Source organism: Chroococcidiopsis sp. [FACHB-1243] (assembly GCF_014696895.1).
Lineage (GTDB): Bacteria > Cyanobacteriota > Cyanobacteriia > Cyanobacteriales > Chroococcidiopsidaceae > Chroococcidiopsis.
In genome coordinates this window covers 1-22,421 of sequence record NZ_JACJQX010000001.1, presented here as the reverse complement: position 1 = coordinate 22,421, position 22,421 = coordinate 1, and the positions used below count along the sequence as shown (strand labels likewise).

21 protein-coding genes are annotated in these 22,421 nt (G+C 44.1%); 12 read left to right on the top strand and 9 right to left on the bottom strand.

From position 1 onward, the window contains the following. Positions 1–65: 65 nt before the first annotated feature. From H6G17_RS00100 to H6G17_RS00075, 6 genes are read right to left on the bottom strand one after another with little or no spacing between them, the layout of a single operon-like run. Complete coding sequence (locus H6G17_RS00100; RefSeq protein ID WP_192153348.1) at positions 66–1,223, bottom strand: methyltransferase domain-containing protein; 1,158 nt, start codon at positions 1,221–1,223, stop codon at positions 66–68. Further along, positions 1,180–3,549: a glycosyltransferase gene (locus tag H6G17_RS00095; RefSeq protein WP_192153347.1), complete on the bottom strand. Its 2,370-nt coding sequence runs from the start codon at positions 3,547–3,549 to the stop codon at positions 1,180–1,182. The genes H6G17_RS00100 and H6G17_RS00095 overlap by 44 nt, the downstream gene beginning before the upstream one ends. Continuing rightward, positions 3,546–5,087 carry a class I SAM-dependent methyltransferase gene (locus tag H6G17_RS00090; RefSeq protein ID WP_192153346.1) on the bottom strand — a complete coding sequence of 514 codons (1,542 nt, stop codon included), beginning with the start codon at positions 5,085–5,087 and terminating at the stop codon, positions 3,546–3,548. The genes H6G17_RS00095 and H6G17_RS00090 overlap by 4 nt, the downstream gene beginning before the upstream one ends. 59 nt (positions 5,088–5,146) lie before the next feature. Continuing rightward, entirely contained in the window at positions 5,147–5,665 is a 519-nt protein-coding gene (locus H6G17_RS00085) for an acyltransferase (RefSeq protein ID WP_242038167.1), read from the bottom strand. Between the two features lie 47 nt (positions 5,666–5,712). Next, entirely contained in the window at positions 5,713–7,092 is a 1,380-nt protein-coding gene (locus H6G17_RS00080; RefSeq protein WP_192153344.1) for an ABC transporter ATP-binding protein, read from the bottom strand. A 19-nt stretch (positions 7,093–7,111) separates the two neighbouring features. Further along, complete coding sequence (locus tag H6G17_RS00075) at positions 7,112–7,930, bottom strand: ABC transporter permease (protein ID WP_347276395.1); 819 nt, start codon at positions 7,928–7,930, stop codon at positions 7,112–7,114. Positions 7,931–8,398: 468 nt separating this feature from the next. Here H6G17_RS00075 and H6G17_RS33805 point away from each other — a divergent pair, with 468 nt between their 5' ends. The 4 genes from H6G17_RS33805 (at position 8,399) to chlG (ending at position 11,209) form a co-directional block, all read left to right on the top strand. Beyond that, positions 8,399–8,533: a hypothetical protein gene (locus H6G17_RS33805; protein ID WP_277875893.1), complete on the top strand. Its 135-nt coding sequence runs from the start codon at positions 8,399–8,401 to the stop codon at positions 8,531–8,533. Between the two features lie 192 nt (positions 8,534–8,725). Continuing rightward, positions 8,726–8,917: a DUF2862 domain-containing protein gene (locus H6G17_RS00070; RefSeq protein WP_015157157.1), complete on the top strand. Its 192-nt coding sequence runs from the start codon at positions 8,726–8,728 to the stop codon at positions 8,915–8,917. Positions 8,918–8,997: 80 nt separating this feature from the next. Further along, positions 8,998–10,092: an ArsA family ATPase gene (locus H6G17_RS00065; RefSeq protein ID WP_192153343.1), complete on the top strand. Its 1,095-nt coding sequence runs from the start codon at positions 8,998–9,000 to the stop codon at positions 10,090–10,092. 64 nt (positions 10,093–10,156) lie between these two features. Next, positions 10,157–11,209 carry a chlorophyll synthase ChlG gene (gene chlG, locus H6G17_RS00060; protein WP_192153342.1) on the top strand — a complete coding sequence of 351 codons (1,053 nt, stop codon included), beginning with the start codon at positions 10,157–10,159 and terminating at the stop codon, positions 11,207–11,209. A 30-nt stretch (positions 11,210–11,239) separates the two neighbouring features. Here chlG and H6G17_RS00055 read toward each other — a convergent pair whose 3' ends face one another. Further along, the gene (locus tag H6G17_RS00055) at positions 11,240–11,785 is read right to left on the bottom strand and encodes a DUF4385 domain-containing protein (protein WP_199316274.1); all 546 of its coding nucleotides are present in this window, start codon (positions 11,783–11,785) and stop codon (positions 11,240–11,242) included. 207 nt (positions 11,786–11,992) lie between these two features. Here H6G17_RS00055 and speB point away from each other — a divergent pair, with 207 nt between their 5' ends. From speB to H6G17_RS00030, 5 genes are all read left to right on the top strand, one after another. After that, positions 11,993–12,910, top strand: a complete 918-nt coding sequence (speB, locus tag H6G17_RS00050) for an agmatinase (RefSeq protein ID WP_192153575.1) — start codon at positions 11,993–11,995, stop codon at positions 12,908–12,910. 129 nt (positions 12,911–13,039) lie between these two features. After that, positions 13,040–13,585 carry a thioredoxin family protein gene (locus H6G17_RS00045; protein WP_192153341.1) on the top strand — a complete coding sequence of 182 codons (546 nt, stop codon included), beginning with the start codon at positions 13,040–13,042 and terminating at the stop codon, positions 13,583–13,585. A gap of 63 nt (positions 13,586–13,648) precedes the next feature. Continuing rightward, on the top strand, positions 13,649–14,377 hold the full coding sequence (gene pyrH, locus H6G17_RS00040; RefSeq protein WP_192153340.1) for a UMP kinase: 729 nt from the start codon (positions 13,649–13,651) through the stop codon (positions 14,375–14,377). Then, a complete protein-coding gene (gene frr / locus H6G17_RS00035) occupies positions 14,364–14,912 on the top strand; it encodes a ribosome recycling factor (RefSeq protein WP_192153339.1) in 549 nt (182 codons plus the stop codon). The genes pyrH and frr overlap by 14 nt, the downstream gene beginning before the upstream one ends. A 149-nt stretch (positions 14,913–15,061) precedes the next feature. Continuing rightward, positions 15,062–16,195: a geranylgeranyl reductase family protein gene (locus tag H6G17_RS00030; RefSeq protein ID WP_192153338.1), complete on the top strand. Its 1,134-nt coding sequence runs from the start codon at positions 15,062–15,064 to the stop codon at positions 16,193–16,195. Positions 16,196–16,237: 42 nt separating this feature from the next. On the opposite strand, the gene H6G17_RS00025 is transcribed toward H6G17_RS00030, so the two are convergent. Then, complete coding sequence (locus H6G17_RS00025; RefSeq protein WP_192153337.1) at positions 16,238–17,023, bottom strand: RDD family protein; 786 nt, start codon at positions 17,021–17,023, stop codon at positions 16,238–16,240. 60 nt (positions 17,024–17,083) lie between these two features. Then, positions 17,084–17,926: a hypothetical protein gene (locus H6G17_RS00020; RefSeq protein WP_192153336.1), complete on the bottom strand. Its 843-nt coding sequence runs from the start codon at positions 17,924–17,926 to the stop codon at positions 17,084–17,086. Positions 17,927–18,152: 226 nt separating this feature from the next. Here H6G17_RS00020 and H6G17_RS00015 point away from each other — a divergent pair, with 226 nt between their 5' ends. The 3 genes from H6G17_RS00015 (at position 18,153) to H6G17_RS00005 (ending at position 22,346) form a co-directional block, all read left to right on the top strand. Next, positions 18,153–19,106 (top strand): stage II sporulation protein M, encoded by a 954-nt coding sequence (locus H6G17_RS00015; RefSeq protein WP_192153335.1) that lies wholly within the window; start codon positions 18,153–18,155, stop codon positions 19,104–19,106. Positions 19,107–19,345: 239 nt separating this feature from the next. After that, the gene (locus H6G17_RS00010; protein WP_192153334.1) at positions 19,346–21,349 is read left to right on the top strand and encodes an amylo-alpha-1,6-glucosidase; all 2,004 of its coding nucleotides are present in this window, start codon (positions 19,346–19,348) and stop codon (positions 21,347–21,349) included. 295 nt (positions 21,350–21,644) lie between these two features. Further along, positions 21,645–22,346 (top strand): hypothetical protein, encoded by a 702-nt coding sequence (locus H6G17_RS00005; RefSeq protein ID WP_192153333.1) that lies wholly within the window; start codon positions 21,645–21,647, stop codon positions 22,344–22,346. Positions 22,347–22,421 lie beyond the last annotated feature (75 nt).

Here is a 22,421-nt window from a genome sequence, read left to right as displayed (position 1 = left end):
AATAAAAAAACCTAATTAGAGTAGCAATTACGCTACTCATATTTTGACCGAGCTTCTGATTGAACTCACAAAACTTTTGACGATCGCGAGCTAATACGATCGGCGATCGCTTCTGTTTTTTGCTGCTCTCCACATTTAGAAAAAACAAAGTATGACTTTCTCGCGATCGATGTTTTTTCCATGTAAGCATCATACTTTTTGTGCAGAACTTTTTCAACTTCTACTTCTCGTTGAAAACCATGCTGCTCAAATTGTTTTACCCACCAGTGCCAATCAGCCCAAATTAAATGTCCGTTAATCGGATAGCCGTCTTTATCAACGTGAAGCAAGTTAAAAGGCTTTTCTTCAGCAATATCTTGTTCCCACTCTTTGATATAAACAGGAAAAACCGTTCCAAAAATTGGATCTTCACCAAATGCCGGAATATTGCCAAATAAGTAACCGCCATCAACTAATATTCGATCTATGCGATCGAGATAGTCGTGCAGTTTGTTGGGGTTTAAGTGTTCAAATATATCCAACCCAAAAATGAGATCGTATTTTTCCGAAAGCTCCAGTTCTAACAAGTCTCCATGATGGATATTATTTTTGATGTCAGGAAAAGCTTTATCTATTGCCATCGAGCTAATTTCTATTCCTTCGCAATGGATGTTCATCTCATGCAAACATTGCAGAATAGTTCCATTAGCACAGCCTATTTCCAAAGCTCTTTTGGGTTGGAAGGCTGACATAATTTCAGCCATGACTTGCTTATCTTTATCAATTCTAAAACCCCATACACCCGGTTTTTCATAATAACCGTGTTTGAGAATCATGGCTTCTAGCCAATCAAAATCATTGAGGCTTTCTACAGAAAATACTAAAGCATTATTAGGCTGTAAAAGATCTTCAACTGCGTAATAACGTTCTGGTCTGAGTTCTCGTAAATTTTGGATTCTAATATTGTCTTTTAAAACTTTATTAATAAACTCATCTGACTGAACTAAGCTCATGAGAATATCAGTTCTACTATAACCAGTTTGGAGAAGCTTAATGTAATGTTTTAACCCATCTTCATCAGCCTCTCGTCCTAAAAGTTTGCGATAAGCATCTACTAAAAATTCTCGGTCTGATAATGTTTCTGATTCTAAGGTGGAGCGTTTAGTTGAAAGCGAATCAGAGATTTCCCCAATTTTTTTGCTAGCTTTGCTTGAGAGATTTAAAAGTTGACTCAGATAGCTCATGACTAAAATTTTCCTCCATCATTAGGACGATTTTATTTAACTTTTCAATAACTGCGGCAGGCGAAAACTTGTTTCGCTGTTGGCGCTGAGCAGTTATCACCTTTTCTCTCAGCGATATATCTTTAACCAGAATCTTTGCTAGTGCTGCAATTTCAATCAAGTTTTCCTTATTGGTAAACATCAACCCAGCTTTACCTAATGTCTCAGGAATAGCACTGCTTTTATACGCCAGAATCGGCACGTCAAACCACATCGCTTCAACTAAAGGAACGCAAAATCCTTCATGTTCGCTCATCGACCAAAAGAGGTGGGCAGTACGATAAAAAGCTAAGAGTTGGGCATCGTTGACTTGCCCTGGAATCATCACGTAGTTTGTGACGTGCAACCGATGTATCAAGCTCGTGACGTGGTGATAGTATGGATCGTTGATGTCGCCGCCACCGATAAGAATCAATCTTGCCTCTCGATCCATTGTCAAGTAATGGGCAAAAGCCTCTAAAAGGTGGTCTTGGCGCTTGTGAGGCGAGACACGCCCGACAAAGAGGAGATTAGTTTTCCCATCCTGTAACTGTTGCATTAACTGTGGATCTGCTGCCATATCCCATTTTTTTGGGTCTACGGGTATGGGAAGTATACCTGGTGCGGTAAATCCAGATTCCGCCAGTTCAGAGGCGTTATATGTGGAAACGCCAACGGAGAGGGGAAAATGTTGGGCAAGTTGGTTTAATTCAGCCCGACCTTGTTCTAATAATTGGGCAACGTCGGGGCGATACGACCGGAAAAACTCAGCAGGCGTGATGTTGTGGTAAATCAGACACTTAGAACTAGGATGAGCGATCGCATATTCTGTGACTTCGCAGCCAATCGAGTGATGATAGATCAATCCAGCATGTTGACCGATACTTTTAGCATGAGGTCTTTTGGCTTCGTGAGCGGCGCGTGGGTCTAAATGTTCGGCAAAAATCTCCGACTTGTAACCAAGGGCTTGTAAATAATTTCTAATCCATCTAGCATGATTAGAAATGGCATCCCCGTAGGAAAAACCAGCCATCAGTTGATGAATTTCTTTCAGCTGCTTCTGTTGTGGTTGTGGGGGAGAGGGTGGAATAGTTGCCAGTCCTAAAATAGTTTCGTAGCGATCGATAACTCCATCCCAACTCGCATTTTTTCTAGCATAGTTTTGACCGTTTGCACCGGATTCTGCTAGCTGTTCCATTCCAGCGCGACCGATTTGGGCAAATTTGTCTGCCCATTCAATTTCTGTTGCTGCTAGCCAACCTCCCTTGGCACTCTTGACAGCACTTGCGGTTGCCAAGCAATCTTGATGTACAACTACGGGTCGTCCGTAAAACCAAGCTTCCATCATGACGCGAGAGTAACTTTCATTCCGACTGGGTTGAAATAAAGCTAAGCAATTTGCCAGCAGTGCTTCTTTCTCGCTTTCTGACACCAAACCAAGGTCAGTCAACCCTGGAGTAGCATCGTGAAATGATGTTTCTCCCGAACCAGCTAAAATCAATTGCAAACTAGAGTCTGGATACTTCTGCTTGAAAATAGCATAAGCTCTGACTAAGAAATCTGTATTTTTTGTTGCATCTCGGCGACCGAGATAGAGAATATACCGATCTTTTTTGAGTGCTAAATTGCCAATGTGAGTTAGAGTCGGATCGTCATGCTGTCCGACCTCTATTCCCTCCCCAACGACATAACTTTTGGGAATAATCCCAGCACCGTAGAGCTTTCTAGCAAGTTGTTCTTCACCTTCGCTATTGAATAATAACCCGCGTGCTAGATGAAACATCTGCTCGACTTGCGGCAAATAAGCATAAGCTTCGTCATGCAAACAGGGTTGTAAAAAAGCGCGATCGGCAACAAGTGACAGTCCATTTAAAATTGGACCGTATAGATAGGGGATGAATAAAAATGCTTGATATTGATGGTGATGAGTTTTGAGAAAGTGTAGTAGTTGAGGAGAACTGATACTCTCCGCACAAAATATTGCCGCATCATCTAAGCTGACTGGACTGACTCCTGGCTTGAACTGCGCAGTCGGTACTCTCAGCATCAGATGATTGACTTGATTAAAAGCATCGTGATCGGTGCGGATGACCTTGAACCGACGAATTGCAATCCCTTCCTCTTGACTCAATCCAGGCTTGTGATGATTCTCTGCCCAGTTGCGATCGAAGGCTTGGCAGCAAGTTGTTATAATTTCAACTTTGTGTCCTCGTCGCACTAAACGAGAGGCGATCTGCCAAGCCTGTTGTTCTGCGCCGCCTTTTAAAGCTTTACCAAACCAAGGGATTACAATCGCCAGTGGCTTCATACTTTATATCCAATAAGGGCATAATCACGGGGACCAAAAAACCAGTTATGCAGGATTCGCATTTCTGGCTCTTCGCGATCGAAAGGACTAGATTCTACTGGGTTTAAGTGTAGGAGTTGGACGTTATGCAAGCCTTGATAGGTAAACAAGAATTGCATACTTTCTGGGTAGAGAGGTCTTTGGTGAGTTGGATCGGAATAAAAGTCACAAGCACCTACGAGTAAATTTTGCGGATTTGGCGTTTCAAAAATAGCGATTCCATTTGGTTGTAAGACTCGCAAGACTTCTGCAATTAAGTTGAGCAACTGTGCAAAAGACAAGTGTTCGATAATATGAAAACCAGTCACGGCTCCCAAGCTATTTTCTGGTAGCGATCGCAGGTAAGTAATGACATCGGACTCGATCGCCTCCAGTCCCCTAGACTGACATTGTTCGATCGTGACTCGGTTAATATCGAGTCCTTTTGCCGTATATCCATTGTCACGGAGAAGTTCTAGCCATTCACCCCGTCCGCAGCCTACATCTAAAATTGGTGCGTCTGGCGTGCCTACGTTGGCTGCGGCAATCTTCGGCAAGTAAACTTTGAGTTTATTCGTAATGTCTTCCCGCGAGCCGCGAAATCGTTCTTCAAAAGCAGCATAAAAAGCATCTAACGAGTGCTGGTTTTCATCGAGAAAGTTGGTCAAATGCTCTTGACTAAAAGCTCCTGGTAGGCGTTGCCGTGCTTCTTCGAGAAACAGAGTAATCAATCGCTTCTGCTGTGCTAAGTCGTTTTTGAGATAGCTATCGTTTCGGTTGTGACGGTCTTCGATCGCCAGCAAGTGAGCGTCCATGCTACTAATACGAATACCAATACCATTCAATCCTTCTTCAGTCAACTTGAGGCGATCGCTAAAATGCTCTAAGTTGAATTCACTCGCATGGATGCGAGCGCTATTTTGACTGACGCGCTCCTCGCTGGCGTTTAAGCGTTCTCGGTTTTGCTTGACTTGCTCTTGAGTAGCGTTAATCTGAGTCACTTGCTCTTGGGTGACGCTATTGAGCCGCTCTCTAATCCGAGCCAGCTGCGATTCACTCGAACCGAGGCGATCGCCTAATTGAGCTATCCGCGCCTCTGTAGAACTGAGGCGATCGCTCATGCTGCTCATTTGGGTTTTTAACTCAGCTACCTGTTCGCTCAGTCGTTGCTCGATTGCCGCGACTTCTCTTAATCCTTGACTAAGAGAAAAATTAACGACTCGCTGCTCTTTCTGAATAAAGTTGTAAATTTTGAGGCTGTACTTTTTTAACCAACCTACATTAAAGGGAAAGCGATCGAACTTCTTGGGCCAATGAGTGCGAACTTGCGCCTTGAACTCAGCATTACTCGCTAATGCTTCTATGTGGCTGATATTGACAACTTCTTTAGCGATCGCCCCGTTGATATGGCGATCGTGCTGTAATACCGTCAGCAAATCTGGCTGTCGTCGAGAAACTTCCTCTGTAATTTTTTGTTTTAATTCCTCAATATTTATTTCTGGATTATTCGCTTCAATCATTGCGGACTAACTCTGAGATTAACCTACTATTTCTAGCTTAATTTTTTTCGATGCAACAACTAATCCGTAGGCACGATTGTTTTGACTATTTTTGCCGGAACTCCCGCCACAATTTGATAGCTGGGAACATCGCCTTTGACAACTGCACCTGCTGCAACTACAGAATGCTTGCCAATCTTGCAAGGACCAATGACTGTTACGTTACTTGCTATCCACACTCCCTCCTCGATCGCAATATCATTTCCTTCAGTCGGAAAATCATACATTCTGGCTTTACCAAACTTGTTGTAATCGTGGGTTCCAGTAATCAAGCTCACGTTATGACCGAAAAAAACATTTTCTCCTATGCATATAGTGCCAGAAGATAAGTTAAATAGAGCATTATTGACCACACACGATACTGAGAGTTTAAGTCTTTGGGGATCGCCATAAACTAAATAATGATTCAATTGCACTTGTTCGATGCGTTTCTCTAAATCGGCTTGAGATAACTTTCGATCCAAATAACTATCAATCTGTTCTTGCCAATTACCTTGAGCTAGCTTTTGATTTAAATAATTATCGACCCACGCTTTCATCCAATTTTCTAATCTAGATTTTAATAATTTAGAATTTAAAAAATAATTTAAAAATTTATCGATTGTCCCGTACATGCGAGTTCCTCACATAGTCTGATCTGCCTACCTGCGACTTGGAATACACCATCGACGAAATCATTGACTGCTGCTTGGATAGTAGTTGCATTTTGAATCCAATCGAGCATCTCTAAATTTTCGTGAGGACCATCGCCAAATGCAATATCAAAGGCATAGCTACCTCCAGCGAGGTGAGGCCAAATAAACTCGAATTCGACTGTAGCCCTACCAATTTCCGATTTTGATAACCAGTAATCGGCAAATTCTTTATCTAAAAGTTCGGTACTCCAACCTGAAAGTACGGTTCGTAATCGATCTAATAGAGCAATGCCAACGTTAGGTTTTCTGACGATATCGTGTCTAAATGTGGTAATTCTGACTTTAACAATGTCACCAGGATAAACTAATTGAATCGGGCGATCGTTTGCTCCTAACAAACAAACATCTTCTATTTCTGCTCGTCCCGTACCAAATCTTTCGTAATTAGCAAACGATAGAAATTTTTTATTAGTAAAAGGATTAATTTCTTTAATTGTTATTTTCTTGATGTCGATATTTTCATCATTCTGATTGTTAATAGCTATACTATGGGGAACATCTGGGCGATCGTGGAGGTGTGAAGCAGTCCGCTTGTTCACTTCTTCGTGTACCCAAGCTTGATAATGCTTGCAGACTTCCGCTGGTTTACCGCTATCGACAACGATCCCTTGATTCATCCAAAGCGCTTTTGTGCAAAGGCGCGAGACTGCCCCCACGTCGTGAGATACATATAAAATTGTCCCACCATTATCTTGAAATTCCCGAATTTTTGCCATACACCGATGTACGAACACGCCATCTCCTACAGCTAGTGCTTCATCCACAATTAAAATTTCGGGATTGACATTAATCGCGACCGCAAAAGCTAAGCGGACAAACATGCCACTAGAATAGGTTTTGACGGGTTGTTCCATAAACTCGCCAATCTCTGCAAAAGAGACAATCTCATCAAACTTAGCTTCTATTTCTGTTCTACTTAAACCTAGAATCTGTCCGTTGAAAAAGACATTTTGCCGTCCGGTAAACTCTGGATTAAACCCACTCCCTAACTCAAGTAAAGCTGAAACTCGACCGCTAACATAAACTTCACCTGTTGTAGGTGTTAGTGTTCCAGCAATAACTTGCAATAACGTACTTTTACCAGAGCCATTTTGACCGATAATTCCTACAGTTTCTCCTTTTGTTACCTCTAGGCTGATATCTTTTAACGCCCAGAATTCTTGGGCGCGGCTCTTGCCAGGTAATAAAATCTCTTTGAGTCGATCTATCGGGCGATTGTAACACCTGTAGCACTTCGAGACCTGTTTTACGGAAATTGCAATCTCACTCATCACACGCTGCTAGGCAAAACTAGAGGACATCGGCAAAAGCTGGGCGTAACTTCTTGTATATCCAGAAGCCGCCTGCGAACACAACCAGAGAAACTATGCCAGCAATTGCCCACTCTCCCCAATGCTTTACTTCTCCCACTAACACCAAGCCTCGATAAGTTTCTGCGATCGTTGCCATTGGATTTAACCAGAATACCCAATCTCTAATTTGAGGTGGAATGAGAGATTCGGGATAAACAATTGGCGCTAAATATAACCAGATATTTAGAATAACTGCTAGAGTTTGAGGAATATCTCGCAAAAATACTGTGAGTCCTGCGGCGATATATGCCAATCCTGATGTAAATAGTATTTGAGTCAACCAAAGTAGAGGTAGCAGCAATAACGTGATGTGAATCGTTTTTGTGGTCACTGCTACCAAAAAGATCAATGCCATTAAACCAAACGTACTTTCCACAAATGCAGATAGCACTGGTACTAAAGGCAGGAGAGACAAAGGAAAAACAACTTTCTTAACTAGGTTAGTATTGCCTACAACTGAGTTTGAAGACTGTAACAGTCCGTTGGTAAAAGCTATCCAAGGCAACAATCCGGCAAACAACCACAAACCAAATGTCAAGCTATTATTTTCTGGTAGCCCTTTTAAATTAAGCCTGACCTTCATCACAATTGAAAATACATAAGTGTAAATTAGTAATTGTGACAGTTGGTTTAACAAAGGCCATATGTTCCCTAAAATCGACCCTTTATACCGCGAATCTAAGTCGCGCTGTACTAAAGTCCTAAGTAGGTAGAGCTTTGTCCATAATTGAGGCTTAACTAACAGCGATCGCTTGATATCTCTAACTAGATGAATAACTTCTTTTACCGAACGCCGATGGATGTTTCCTTGCAGCAAGCCTGTAGCGATTGGTAGGAGTCCCACAACGATGAGCGCAATCCTAATCTGGCGTAATAGAGGAGCATTAATTAGGTTAAAGTAACCTAACATGCCGATCGCGAGAGCGATGGCGATCGCAACTTTGCCGCTTGCCAGCAAAACATGGCTTTTTTTCCTGCTAGCAATTGGCGGGAGCAGGAACAAATAACCTCCTCTGTAGGCTAAAGTCGCCTCTAGTAAGATAGCTATTCCTAGAATCAAACCGAGCAGTGGAGTTAGCATTAAGCCCAAGCTATAGAAGTTTTGAGAACACCAAGATCAAAAATGTGCTTGACAGCAACATTCAGCCTTTATATGGCGTTAGTTACGCTCAAAGCAAAAGTTGCCTTCGCCGAAATCGCTTTGATGGCTAACGAATAAGACCAAATGAAGCATGAATTAGTTTCCCACAAAAAGTTACAAGATACTCTTTCACACCGTCGTTTCAAAGTCAAGTCAGTTGTCAGGGAGCAGGGAGCAGTGAAGAAAGGGTGTGGGGTGTGGGAAATTGGTAGTTGGTAGTTGGTAATGGGTAATTGGTAGCTCCCTTGTCTCCCTTCTCCCCCTAATTCCCACTCCCTTCGGTCGCGGGGACCCCGAGTTCCCCCTTGTCCCTCCCTGCTCCCTACTCCCTGCTCTCTGCTCCCTTATGTCCCAGAAAGCGCCCAATTCAGCTACACTGATTCATGGTTCGTGACGAATTGCAGTACTGGAATGGAAATCGGACAGAAAGTTAAAGTATATCGCCTGAGAGATAGAGTATCTCCCCCCGTTGTCAAGCGACTCGGACAAGTCGGTACTGTCAAGGGTTTTAGAATGACTGACGGTAGCGGCGTTGGTGTTGTAGTGCAGTTTGATGACAACTATAGCACCTGGTTTTTTGAAGACGAAATTAAACCTACGTGACTGGGAAGATGTCTGGAAGGGTTTTCGTGAGGGAAACTTGACCAGACATAACTTATTTGCACTCATCAGGAAAGCAAACAATGCCCCTCATTTTGACATTTTTGGGCAAGGGTGGGACTGGACGCACGACGATCGCGATCGCAGCTGCCAAGCGTCTAGCAAGTCAAGGACAGCGCGTTTTATTGGCAACGGATGACAATCAACCAGGATTAGGGTTGTTATTAGATACATCCCTAGCAGCTGAACCCCAAGAAGTAGCAACAAACCTGCAAGTCGTCCAATTAAAAACTTCGACTTTGTTGGAACGCAACTGGGATGAGGTGAAAAAGCTAGAGGCGCAATATCTTCGCACGCCCATAATTAAGGATGTCTACGGACAAGAATTGGTCGTGTTGCCAGGAATGGATAAAGCATTAGTACTCAACGCTCTGCGAGAGTATGATGCTAGCGGCAAGTATGACGCGATCGTTTTTGACGGTAGCGGTGACTCGTCGATGCTGCGGGTTTTGGGAATGCCAGAAAGTCTCAGTTGGTATGCCCGTCGCTTTGGTAAGTTGATAACAGATTCCGACTTGGGCAGAACGGTATCGCCGTTTCTCCAGCCCCTCCTAGCCAGTATCTTTAATGTCAGTTGGACTGGTGACACCTTTTCCCAACCGACGAGTAAAGTTACGAACATCCTAGAGCAGGGAAAAGCCGCCCTTGCCGATCCGAAACGCCTTGCTGCTTATTTAGTTGTGAATGACAATCCGGCGAGTATGGCAACGGCACGTTATTTGTGGGGGAGTTCTCAGCTAATCGGTTTAACTATAGCAGGTGCAATCGCCAATCAAACAACTGCGACAGAAGCCCTCAAATCTGAGTTTTCGCCTTTGCCAGTCAGTAGCGTTCCGACTGCGACTCCTGGCGACTGGCAACCCCTCATGGATGCTCTCCCAGATTTTACCCAACCCGCACCTGCTCCCAAACCGTTAGAAATTGACGTAGCAGCGCGTCAAGTCCGCGTCTTTTTACCAGGATTTGATAAAAAGCAAGTCAAGCTGACTCAATCGGGCGGTGAAATTACCATAGAAGCAGGCGATCATCGTCGCAATATTATCCTTCCCCCAGGTTTGAGCGGCAAAACTGTAACTGGTGCAAAATTCCAGCAGGGCTATTTGATCGTATCTTTGTAATTATGAGTAATAAGGGCGCACAGCCGTGTGTCCCTATTACCACGACTCCCTACTCCCTATTTTTATGTCAGATCCAACTCCCTCTTCTGCGTTTCCAAATAGTAATTCAGAGCAGGCTGCTGAGCAAATTGGGTCTGCTACCAATCCTGTTGCTAGTTTACAAAGCGATCGCAGCGGCAGAACTAGGCAACTGCTGGGCATGAAAGGTGCAAGTCCTGGCGAAAGTTCAATTTGGAAAATTCGCCTACAATTGATGAAGCCGATTACCTGGATTCCCTTGATGTGGGGTGTCATTTGTGGTGCGGCTTCTTCGGGACAGTATACTTGGACGTTGGAACATGTTTTGATTGCTGCTGCTGCCATGTTACTAGCGGGACCGCTGTTGACGGGTTATACCCAAACCCTAAATGATTTCTACGATCGCGAAATCGACGCAATCAACGAACCCTATCGTCCGATTCCCTCTGGAGCAATTTCTGTTCCCCAAGTCGTGAGCCAAATTCTCGTGCTGCTGGTGGCTGGTTTGGGAGTTGCTTTTGCTTTAGATCTATGGGCAGGACATCAGTTTCTCACAATTACAGCCCTGGCAATTGGCGGTTCTTTCCTAGCCTATATCTATTCAGCTCCACCACTCAAACTGAAGCAGAATGGTTGGTTAGGTAATTATGCTTTGGGAGCGAGTTATATTGCCTTACCTTGGTGGACTGGTCATGCTTTGTTTGGCGATCTCAACTGGACGATCGCAATTTTGACGCTGATCTACAGCATGGCAGGCTTGGGAATTGCTGTGGTGAATGATTTTAAGAGTGTAGAAGGCGATCGCCAATTAGGGTTAAAGTCTCTACCAGTCATGTTTGGTATTTCTACAGCGGCTTGGATTTGCGTTTTGGCGATCGACATTTTTCAGATGGGAATTGCAGCCTACTTAGTCAGTATTGGTGAAAACTTGTACGCGACCATTATCATCTTTTTAGTCATTCCCCAGATCGTATTTCAGGACATGTATTTCTTGCGCGATCCGCTGAAAAATGATGTTAAGTATCAGGCAAGCGCTCAACCATTTTTGGTATTAGGAATGCTCGTGACTGGCTTAGCATTGGGTCATGCTGGTATTTAATCTAGTAGGTGGGCAATGCCCACCCTACGACTAGCGATCGTACATCTGTTTGTGCTTTGCCATTAACTGTAAGTACTTCTCATTTGTTTTAGCTTGTACCCATTTTTCCTTAAAGATTGCCGCAGATTCAGCTTTAATTGGATCGACTTCATAAGGTAAAATATCTTTTCTTGCCTGAAGTTGTGCGGCTGGAGCAGTTATTTTTTGAGGATTGCTTTTATATTTTCTCCCACTTTTATGATTCGCATAACGACGCGATCGCGTGTAGCCCATTTGTAAAAACTTTCGCGCCATATCCGCACCAACAAAATCATCTGCTGCTAAATAATTTAGAAATAATTCATATATTTTTTGGCTGGATTCTTTAGCGATATCGGGAGTCTTAAATCGCCAGTACGGTAAGATTTCTGATTTATATGGTTCAACTAAAAGAACTCCTTGTTCGCCTTTACCCACTCGATATAACTCTGGATGCTGGCGAAAATCAATGGTTTTAAAATCTAGAGAATAATCGAAAGCAGTCATATTTCGATTTTTATAAATGACTTCATGTAAGTTATAGCTACCATGTGTCATTTGTCATGAGTCATGAGTAAGGCATGGCGTTGCTTTTAGCTAAAGCCAGGCATAGCCCAACACCTCGATTGCGTGCGTGACATTTGTAGGGGCGCATAGCTGTGCGCCCCTACAGATCGTTTTACCCAATCGAAAACCGCTATCAAATCGCTACTTTTAGCGGGAGTGTGTCAGGATCGTGATGTTGCAATTCCTCGATCGCCGTTTATGCTAACTCAAATAGATACTTCTGTCATTCCCTTTCTCGGTGCTGATGTCGCAGTAAGTTACGATACTGCTAAGGTCGTTATCCTACCGATTCCCTACGAAGCAACAACAACCTATCGCCGTGGTTGCGAAAATGGTCCCGATGCCATTCTGGAAGCTTCCCAGCAAGTGGAATACTACGATGAAGAACTCGACTGGGAGATCGGCTGCGATGTCGGTATTTATACGTACCCTTCAATTGCCGATACCCGCGATCGCCAAGTTTCAGCAGAAGAGATGCTGAAAGCCACTCAAGAAACAGTTTACCAGCTAATTCAAGATAAAAAATTTGTCATTGCTTTGGGTGGCGAACATAGCATTACAACAGGTGTTGTCGAGGCATATCGCCAAGCGTATCCAGACGAACCTTTTACCGTAGTGCAAATTGACGCTCACGGCGATCTGCGCCATGAATATGAAGGCTCGATCCACAATCATGCTTGTATTATGCGGCGAGTGGTTGATATGGGTTTACCAACCGTCCAAATTGGGATTCGAGCAATTTGCAAAGAAGAAGCCGAACTGATTAAAGCAAAAAATCTGACTGTATTTCGCGCCAGAGAAATTGCTAATCAACCCGATTGGATTGAAAAAGCGATCGCCGCTATTCCAACTCAAAAAGTCTTTTTGACTATCGATCTAGACGGTATCGATCCAACTTTGATTCCAGGGGTTGGCACTCCCGAACCAGGTGGCTTGAATTGGTATGCTTTACTTTCCTTCTTGAGAAAAGTCATTGAAAAACATCAAGTCCTTGGCTTGGATATTATGGAATTAGCACCAGTTGCCGATTCAGTAGTTTCACAGTTCACGGCAGCGAAATTAGCGTATAAACTGATCGGATATCAAGCATTAGTCCAGGGCTGGAAAAATACTTAATTTTTTGTCATTTGTCGTCGGTCATTGGTCATTTGGTCGTATCGATTGCCAATGACTAATGACAAGCGATCGATAACGTATAACCAATAGTTTTGAGTTAAACATAAGATATATTCCTATTCCCAACATATGGCTATTCAAACTCACATTCAACCCTCTAGAGTGCGTTATGCACCCGATTTTGAATTACGTGGTATAGATACTCAAGTCCACCACCTGGCTCGCTATTTAGAAAAATTTCAAGCTGTGGGTGTTGTATTTATGAGTCATCATTGCGATTACGTGCAGTCATATATTGAAAGATTAAAAACAATCCAAATAGAATTGCAAGACCAAGGGTTTACTTTAATTGGGATTAATGCCAATCAGAATCTCGAAGATCGTTTCGAGCAGATGAAAAACTTTGCCAACTGCTATCAACTGAATTTTCCCTATCTCTGGGACTCGACGAGAGACGTAACGGAAAGTTTCGGGGCAAAAACTACACCAATGTCTTTTTTGATCGATACCGCAGGCTGCATTCGCTACCAAGGGGCGATCGACGATCGCCCCGCAGAACCAGCAGCAGTAAAACAGCCTTACTTACGCAAAGCTATTTCGGAATTGCTGCAAGGACAACCCATTTCAATTGCTACTACAGAGACTATTGGCTGTACTCTGCAATGGGGAAACTAGAGACAGAGTTGCCCTCTACTGCTATCTTTAATGGGAGGCGAATATGAATTAAATTTCAGTTGTATGTTGAAACCTTACAAACGAGTTTTGCTCAAGCTCAGTGGCGAAGCTCTGATGGGTAACTTGGGTTATGGGATTGACCCAGGTGTAGTCGAAGGAATCGCAGGTGAAATCGCAGAAGTTGTTGCCCTTGGCGTGCAAGTCGCTGTTGTCGTAGGTGGTGGCAACATTTTTCGCGGTGTCAAAGCATCGGCATCTGGTATGGATCGAGCTACCGCTGACTATATCGGGATGATTGCTACCGTGATGAATTCCCTTACGTTGCAAGATTCGTTAGAACGTAACGGGGTACAGACGCGGGTACAAACTGCGATCGCCATGCAAGAAGTTGCAGAACCATATATTCGCCGTCGCGCCATCCGCCATTTAGAAAAAGGCAGGGTGGTGATTTTTGGTGCGGGTTCGGGTAATCCTTTCTTTACTACCGATACGACTGCTGCTTTGAGAGCAGCAGAAATAGATGCTGAGGTAATTTTTAAAGCAACGAAGGTAGACGGGGTTTACGATGCCGATCCGCATCTTAATCCAAACGCCAAACGCTATCAAACCTTGACATACGGTCATGTCTTGGCTCAAGACTTACGGGTAATGGATAGTACCGCGATCGCCTTGTGCAAAGAAAACAACATCCCTATTCTGGTATTTGACCTTACGGTGAGAGGTAATATTCGCCGCGCTGTGATAGGAGAATCTATAGGGACGCTTGTGGGAGGTTTCTGTGAAGTTAGCTGAAGCTGAAAGTACAATGCAAAAAACCGTTGAGGCAACTCAACGATCTTTTAATACTATCCGTACTGGTCGTGCTAATGCCAGTCTGCTCGACCGCGTGATGGTGGAATACTACGGTTCCCCTACATCTTTAAAATCGCTAGCTAGCATCAGTACCCCTGATGCAACTACAATTACGATTCAACCTTTCGACCGCAGTACTCTTAATTCGATTGAAAAAGCTATTTCCATGTCAGATGTGGGGTTAACTCCTAATAATGACGGTTCGGCGATCCGATTAAATATTCCGCCACTGACTAGCGAACGCCGCAAGGAATTTATCAAACTGGCGGCGAAGTACGCTGAAGAGGGTAAGGTTGCCATTCGTAATATTCGCCGCGATGCGCTGGAGACGATTCGCAAGCAAGAGAAAAGTAGTGAAGTGACTGAGGACGAAGCGCGAGATCTACAAGACCAATTGCAAAAGTTGACCAATAAGTATATCGAGCGCGTTGAGGAGTTGCTAGCAGAGAAGGACAAAGAGATTTCAACCGTGTAGCCTCGAACAGACCAGGCTGTACCTGGTCTGGCTGCTTATTTTGATTTTTATGTGAGTTTTTGTATGGGAAGCGGGCAAAATTAGGTAAAGTTTTGTAAGGCTATCCGCCTTGATGTAGAGATAACCCATAGGAGTTAAATTGTAGTCTTATGTACGATTGCATCATCGTTGGTGCTGGTCCGGCTGGAGGATCGGCAGCCTATCATCTAGCGAAACAGGGGCGTTCGGTTTTAGTGCTAGAGAAAGAATCGCTCCCACGCTATAAACCTTGTGGGGGAGGCGTATCGCCTGAAGTTGCCAAATGGTTTGATTTTGATTTTTCTCCGGCGATTTCGGTAAAAGTTAATACCATTCGCTACACCTGGAAAATGGACGACCCCGTACAGGCTGAGTTACGCACGCCAGAACCGATGTGGATGGTGCGACGGGACGTATTCGATCGCTTCTTAGTTCAGCAGGCACAAAAACAAGGGGCAGAACTACGAGATAGTACGGAAGTTAACGGGATCGAATTTAAAGGCGATCGCTGGTACGTCAAAACTGCAAACCAAGTGTTTGAAGGACGTTATCTGATTGCAGCTGATGGCGCAAAAGGTCCAATGGCGAAGTGGTTGGGCTTCAAAGAACGCAAGCGCCGTTTGGGTGGTGCTTTAGAAGCAGAAGCCCCCGCCAAGGTGGATGATAGTAATATTGCCCATTTTGAATTCGGTATGGTCAAAAACGGCTATATCTGGAATTTCCCTAAAGCTGACGGCTATTCCATTGGTATCGGCACGTTTCGAGGTGGAGAAGGACAGGACTTTAAACAAATTTTGAGCGAATATGCCACTCTATTTGGCATTGATGTCAAGACTTGCAGACAATACGGTCATCCTCTCTGTTTGTGGGATGGAACGCAAAAACTTCATACTCAAAATGCCATTCTCGCTGGGGAAGCGGCTTGTGTCGTCGATCCATTCACGGCTGAAGGAATTCGTCCCTCAATCTTCACCGGAGTCAAAGCCGCAGCTGCGATCGATCGCGCGCTTGCAGGCGATATCAACGCCTTAGAACAATATACCGACACCATCAACGAAGAATGGGGCAGCGATATGGCTTGGGCGCAAAAACTAGCAGGTGTATTCTACCGCGTTCCTGGTATTGGCTATAAAGTTGGTGTCAAGCGCCCCTCCGCAACTCAGCGCATGGGACAAATTTTGTGTGGCGAGTTAAGTTATGGCGATGTAGCAAATCGTGCCTTAAAGCGTCTCAGTGGTAGTCTGATCCCTGGTATGGGTGGTTAATATTTTGATGTGATTTACGAAGGGGCGCACAGCTGTGCGCCCCTACTGGCGATCCTGCTGGTATGCTAAATACACTGCTTCTAAAAATGTGTCAGGCTTGACAGCTTGAGGTAGTTTTTCCAGGGCGATAATTTTCTTGGTTTGTTTGGCAAGTTCTAAACTAAGTTGTTCTTTAGCCTGTTTGGACATTGCTTTGCGTCGTTGCAAATATTCGCGAATCACCGCAAAATCATCGGGTAAAAGCTGGGAAAAATCGGCTTCAGATTGCAACAATTGCGACATCAGAGCGTGGGCTGCATCTGAAATGGGAAAGTTTACAGATGTCTGGAAAGTTTCAGTTTGAATTACAATTGTACCTGCAACTAGATCGCCTAAACGTTTCTCGCGCCGACCGAACATAATTAAAAATGCACCGAGAAATAAGGTATCGTCAAAAGGTCGCAGGAGCGATCGCAATACTGCTTGTTGAATGCTGACAAGTCTACCATCATCTCTGACGACGCGAATTTTAGCAAAACGTTTGCCTGGGGTTTGTCCTTGCCATAAAGTTTCAAATAGGACAAAATAACCCGTATATAAAAAGAATGTTACTAAAAAGGCGATCGCTAGCATCCATAAGCCAACATCTATATTCTGAAATATTCTGTTCCAGGCTTCTACAACTTGATAAGCAATAAAGCTCCAAATAAATAAGAATCCAACTATGAGAAAGGTGAGGATGTGATAGTCGATTAACAATGCCCAGGCGCGGCTACCAATTCCTGCTAAAGTGAATTCTAGCTCGACGCTTTCGGGGGTTTGGTGGGTAATGCGGTTGAAGAAATGCATATTTGGTAATAGGTAATGGGTAATAGGTAATGGGTAATTGCAACTACCTATTACTCAAAATTAGATGTCGCGATCGCGCAATTTCAATCCTAGCCCTTCTTTGCGCGTGCGTAAGTCATAGTACACAACAGCTTTAATAACTTGCCAAAACGGCATAATTAAAATTCCTCCGGCAAAGCTCAGAATCCAAGAAATTAAATACACAATTGTGTAGGCAGTGGAGCCTTGTTCTAGACGTAACAAAAATATTTGAGGAATGTAGTTAGACACAGCTAAAATTGGAAATGTAACAATAAAAGTTATTAGAACAATTCCTTGAATGCGCCATATAGATGTTTGAGTTAAATCCCAACTTCTGCTGATACTCTGTGCGCCATTAATACTTTCTTCAACTGCTAGCGGTACTTCAGAGATAAACCAACGAGAGTATAACCATACCAGTCCGAAAAATAAACTGCCAAGAAGAGCAACTACCACTAAACCAACAGCAATTGTAATACCTAGTTCGCCAAGGATTAAACGTAACAAAAATCCTAAAAACAAAACAGCTATAGTACCGATAATTGTGCCAACAATAGCAAATCCTATATAAGCTAACAACACTAAAATACCAACTCGAAGACCAACGAAAAAGAATGACCAAGTACGCGACTTAATATAGTTACGAGCAGTGCTAATACTTTCAGGTTGGTTTACGAGTTCGCCAAAAGCCAAACGCGAAATTAGTCCGGCGATCGCGGCAAATTTTGCCCAGCCATAGATTGGGACTAAGACCCATAAATAAGCTTGTAAGGCTAACCTGAGATATCTTTTAAAATGAGATCTATACAACCGTACTCCCGCAGTCACAACATTGCCGACATTCAACGTTTGCATCGAACTAGAAGAACTAAATTGAGACATGATGACATTTTCCCCGATTTAAAGGTGTGATCTATAGCAATTCGTGCTGTTATGAATTTTTTCTAGTTGATTATCATTTACCAATATCCATCGATCGCATCTACATCCCAATGACAAATGACAATTTTCACGAGTATTTCATGATTCAAACAGAATTACCATCTATAGTCTGCCCAAATTATTGCAGTTATCTTAAAGTAGCCAAGCTCAACCTAGTTTAAAATTTATGAATATTCAACGATGGATTGCTCGCCGAGAACCAAACTGGAAGCGTTTAGACGATCTGTTAAATCAAGTTGAAAAAAAGGGGATAAAGGCACTTCGCTCTGGTGAAATTAAAGAATTAGCTAGTTTGTATCGCTCTGTAGCCGCAGATTTAGCCCGCGCCCGGACTCAACAAGCTAGTCATATGATTATTCAAAATTTACAATCTTTAACAACTCGTAGCTATAACCAAATCTATCAAGGTTCGCGGCGACAAGAATGGCAAGCAGTACTAGACTTTTATCGCTGGGGTTTTCCTACCGCAATTCGGCATAATTTTGGTTGTATTGCTTTAGCTACAGTACTCTTTTTATTTGGTGGAATTGTAGCGTGGTGGTATGCATGGCAAGACCCGACATTTCTATCATTAGTCGTACCCGACTATTTGATTAGAAAAGTACAAGAAGATCGTCAATTGTGGATGGGTTCGATTGTCGGTGTCGAGCCACTAGCATCTACAAACATTATGACGAATAATATATCTGTTTCTTTTGCTGCTGTCTCTGGAGGAATTACCGCAGGGTTATATACAACATTTTTACTAGTTTATAACGGTCTAAGTATAGGAGCAGTTGCAACTTTAGTCGGACAAAATAATTTAGCTTATCCCTTTTGGGCATTTGTATTTCCCCACGGCGCTTTAGAGTTACCCGCAATATTTTTTGCTGGTGGAGCAGGGTTTTTAATTACTAGAGCAATTATATTTCCTGGTAAATACAAACGGGGAGATGCATTAAAATTTTATGGCACTCAAGCCGCCCAGTTAGTACTGGGAATTGTCCCGATGTTGGTCATTGCCGGAATCATTGAAGGATTTTTCTCTCCCAGTCCAATTGTTCCCTCACCTTTAAAATATTTAGCTGGAATTGGTTTATTTACGTTGTTGGTGGTGTATTGTCAGCGGAAAAAAACATGATGATATTTGTAGGGGGCGGGGCGGGTTTACGGGAAAATTCTGTTTGAGTCAAAGTTAGTTGGTGAACCCGCCCCTACAACGTCTGCTCTCTAACACTCTTGTGTTCTTGTCTCAGCGATTTCTCAACAATTTATTATCCCTCACCCCTAACCCCTAATCCCCATCGACGATATATTATGGTTGCGGTACATACTCAAACATAGTGGCGATCGCGCTTCAGTAGCAAGCAGTAGGTTGATATGGCGATTCAATTCGGGCGGGAAATCTGCGGTAACCTGGATATCGCGGAAACGCGGGAGTGGCTGGTGACAAACGGGATTGGCGGTTATGCCTCTGGTACGGTAGCGGGATTGCTGACTCGACGCTACCACGGGTTATTAGTCGCAGCCCTCAAACCGCCTTTGGGTCGCACGTTAATGTTAGCAAAGTTGGATGAAACGATTTTATATGGCGATCGCTTCTATCCTTTAAACACGAATCGCTGGGGGGATGGAATTGTCAGTCCTGAAGGTTATTTGTGTGTTGAGCAATTTTCTCTAGAAGGGACAGTCCCCGTTTGGCGATTTGCCTATGCTGATGCCCTGTTGGAAAAGCGGGTATGGATGCAGCAGGGAGCCAATACGACTTACATTCAGTATGCCTCAGTTCGCGCCACTGCACCGCTACAGTTGGGACTGAAAGCGATGGTTAATTATCGCGACTATCACGGCATTACTCAAGGTAACAGCTGGCAAATGGCTTTAGATCCAGTCGATCTGGGAATTTGCGTTACTCCCTACCCTGGTGCTACACCCCTTTACTTGCTAGGTGATGGTGCAACAGCAACAATCGTTCACAACTGGTACTATGGCTTTGACTTAGCAGTAGAACGCTACCGAGGACTGAGCGATCGCGAAGACCACTTGCACGCAGCAACTTTTCAAGTGACGCTCAACCCTGGGGAATCCTTTACTTTTGTGGCGAGTACGGAAAGCCAACCAAATTTAGATGGTGCAGCAGCCTTGAAATTGCGTCACACCCAAGAACAAAAGCTAATCGGACAGTGGAAAGCCAGTCGTTCGATTAAAGCGAAAGAACCGCCGCAATGGATACATCAACTAGTTCTAGCTGCCGACCAGTTTATCGTCGATCGCCCCCTTGCCGACGAACCGCAGGGCAAAACGATTATTGCTGGTTATCCTTGGTTTAGCGACTGGGGACGCGACACGGCGATCGCCTTACCAGGTTTGACTCTTTGCACGGGGCGATCGGAAATTGCCCGTTATATTCTCCGTACCTTTGCTAAATATGTCGATCGCGGCACGATTCCCAACCGTTTTCCAGATGTGGGGGAAACACCGGATTACAATACTGTTGATGCGACTTTGTGGTACTTTGAAGCAATTCGTGCCTACCACAGTGCTACAGAAGATGATGCCCTCATCCAAGAACTATTTCCAGTTCTAGCAGATATTATCGATTGTCACTGTCGCGGTACGCGCTACAACATCCATCTCGATGCCGCTGACGGACTGCTTTATGCTGGGGAAGAGGGATGGCAGTTAACCTGGATGGATGCCAAAGTTGGCGATTGGGTCGTCACACCTCGAATTGGTAAACCGATTGAAATTAACGCACTTTGGTATAATGCCGTGCGGAGTATGGCAAACTTTGCCCGTCGTTTAGGTAAACCGCACCAAGAGTACGAGGCGATCGCCAACCGCACGCTAGCGAGGTTTTCTCGTTTCTGGAATCAAGATTTAGGCTACTGCTACGACGTACTAGATGGTCCTGATGGAGACGATCTATCCCTACGTCCCAACCAAATTTTTGCCGTCTCCTTACCCTTGGTGGGGGCGCAAGGCATTGCACCTCTACTCAACCCTACGCAGCAAAAAGGTGTTGTCGATGCTTGCGGACAGACATTATTGACTTCTTTCGGCTTGCGATCGCTTTCTCCCGAACATCCCCAATATCGAGGACGTTATGGTGGCGATCCACTGCAACGAGATAGCGCGTATCATCAAGGAACAACCTGGGGATGGTTAATTGGTGCATTTGTCTTTGCACATTTGCGCGTTTATAAAAATCCCGTGCAGGCGCGTCAATTTCTCGAACCGATGGCAAACCACCTTTGCGATCGCGGTATTGGTAGTTTAAGCGAAATTTTTGACGGCGATGCGCCCATGACTCCACGCGGCTGCATTGCCCAAGCTTGGACGGTTGCAGAAGTTTTGCGGGCTTGGTTTGCTACTGAAGAATAGGGAGTCGGGAGTCGGGGAAGAGAGCTGAGGGAGCGATCGGGAGCAACTACCAATTACCAACTACCAATTACCAATTACCAACAACAGTAATAGTAAACGTGTAGCTTAGCGATCGCTGCGTGATGTTAAAGTAAAGACATTGAAACAATAGCAGCAATATTCACCGATTAATGATGAAGTTCTTGTCCCGCGATCGATCTCGCTCGGCGAACGGGATCGATCGCGGTTGAGGGCTAACGGGTGTGTTATTCGTTTACGAATTCCTAACTTTACTGATGAAATGGGGTGCCTTCATATGCTCATCAGCTCAGATATTTCACAAAACCTAACCACTCAACAGCTCGTCAAAATTTGGGCAGAGCGATATAAACCTCAAATCTCCTTCTCCACGCAACATCATTTTGCCTCTGATGCTCTGCTTCACCTGATTTCGCCGGAGGGCAGACGTGAAACTGTTGCGAAGTTGCATCGATCGCTGATCGAGCTGAACTGCGAGTATGCTGCTAGTAAAGCGAGCGAACTGTATGAATGTATTCCATCGGCTACAAGTCCGAGTGAAATTACCAGCATTGTGCAGTGTACGGTTGAAATCTACTTAAATCTACTGGAGTTTTACAAGCAGCCATCATACCTTCTCACCGACACATTGCAGAACAGCAAGGGCGATCGCGATCTGCGATTGGTTGGCTTGAGTAATACAGATCTCATAAAGCTAGCTAGCTTTATAGAACCACTGCTGTTAGAGTATCAAGAGCGTCACCAAATTTCTGATGATTGGGCGAAGCTAGGGTTTCTCACGACTCACTTCAACTTTAGCAATGTGGCACTACTGGAAAATTTGAATGCTGCCGAGCAAATTTTTGTCAGACCTTACTTCAAGTTTCTAGAAGAGCAGGTAGCGTTGCCGTGGCTGCGCGTTTGCGAGGCAGCAAGTATGCACGAGCTGAGTTCGCCTGCGTTTCAAGTCGTTCCTGGTTCTACTCTAGTTTGTGTTTGACCGGTTTTCCGGTTCCACGACCATTCAGGGACGAGGCAATCAGAAAATTTCGCAACCAGTTGTCGTGGTAGCGAA

Coding starts and splice junctions, on each gene's coding strand:
- H6G17_RS00100 (WP_192153348.1), bottom strand. CDS start 1,223: ATGAGCTATCTGAGTCAACTTTTAAATCTCTCAAGCAAAGCTAGCAAA.
- H6G17_RS00095 (WP_192153347.1), bottom strand. CDS start 3,549: ATGAAGCCACTGGCGATTGTAATCCCTTGGTTTGGTAAAGCTTTAAAA.
- H6G17_RS00090 (WP_192153346.1), bottom strand. CDS start 5,087: ATGATTGAAGCGAATAATCCAGAAATAAATATTGAGGAATTAAAACAA.
- H6G17_RS00085 (WP_242038167.1), bottom strand. CDS start 5,665: ATGAAAGCGTGGGTCGATAATTATTTAAATCAAAAGCTAGCTCAAGGT.
- H6G17_RS00080 (WP_192153344.1), bottom strand. CDS start 7,092: ATGAGTGAGATTGCAATTTCCGTAAAACAGGTCTCGAAGTGCTACAGG.
- H6G17_RS33805 (WP_277875893.1), top strand. CDS start 8,399: ATGAAGCATGAATTAGTTTCCCACAAAAAGTTACAAGATACTCTTTCA.
- H6G17_RS00070 (WP_015157157.1), top strand. CDS start 8,726: ATGGAAATCGGACAGAAAGTTAAAGTATATCGCCTGAGAGATAGAGTA.
- H6G17_RS00065 (WP_192153343.1), top strand. CDS start 8,998: ATGCCCCTCATTTTGACATTTTTGGGCAAGGGTGGGACTGGACGCACG.
- chlG (WP_192153342.1), top strand. CDS start 10,157: ATGTCAGATCCAACTCCCTCTTCTGCGTTTCCAAATAGTAATTCAGAG.
- H6G17_RS00055 (WP_199316274.1), bottom strand. CDS start 11,785: ATGACACATGGTAGCTATAACTTACATGAAGTCATTTATAAAAATCGA.
- speB (WP_192153575.1), top strand. CDS start 11,993: ATGCTAACTCAAATAGATACTTCTGTCATTCCCTTTCTCGGTGCTGAT.
- H6G17_RS00045 (WP_192153341.1), top strand. CDS start 13,040: ATGGCTATTCAAACTCACATTCAACCCTCTAGAGTGCGTTATGCACCC.
- pyrH (WP_192153340.1), top strand. CDS start 13,649: ATGTTGAAACCTTACAAACGAGTTTTGCTCAAGCTCAGTGGCGAAGCT.
- H6G17_RS00030 (WP_192153338.1), top strand. CDS start 15,062: ATGTACGATTGCATCATCGTTGGTGCTGGTCCGGCTGGAGGATCGGCA.
- H6G17_RS00025 (WP_192153337.1), bottom strand. CDS start 17,023: ATGCATTTCTTCAACCGCATTACCCACCAAACCCCCGAAAGCGTCGAG.
- H6G17_RS00020 (WP_192153336.1), bottom strand. CDS start 17,926: ATGTCTCAATTTAGTTCTTCTAGTTCGATGCAAACGTTGAATGTCGGC.
- H6G17_RS00015 (WP_192153335.1), top strand. CDS start 18,153: ATGAATATTCAACGATGGATTGCTCGCCGAGAACCAAACTGGAAGCGT.
- H6G17_RS00010 (WP_192153334.1), top strand. CDS start 19,346: ATGGCGATTCAATTCGGGCGGGAAATCTGCGGTAACCTGGATATCGCG.
- H6G17_RS00005 (WP_192153333.1), top strand. CDS start 21,645: ATGCTCATCAGCTCAGATATTTCACAAAACCTAACCACTCAACAGCTC.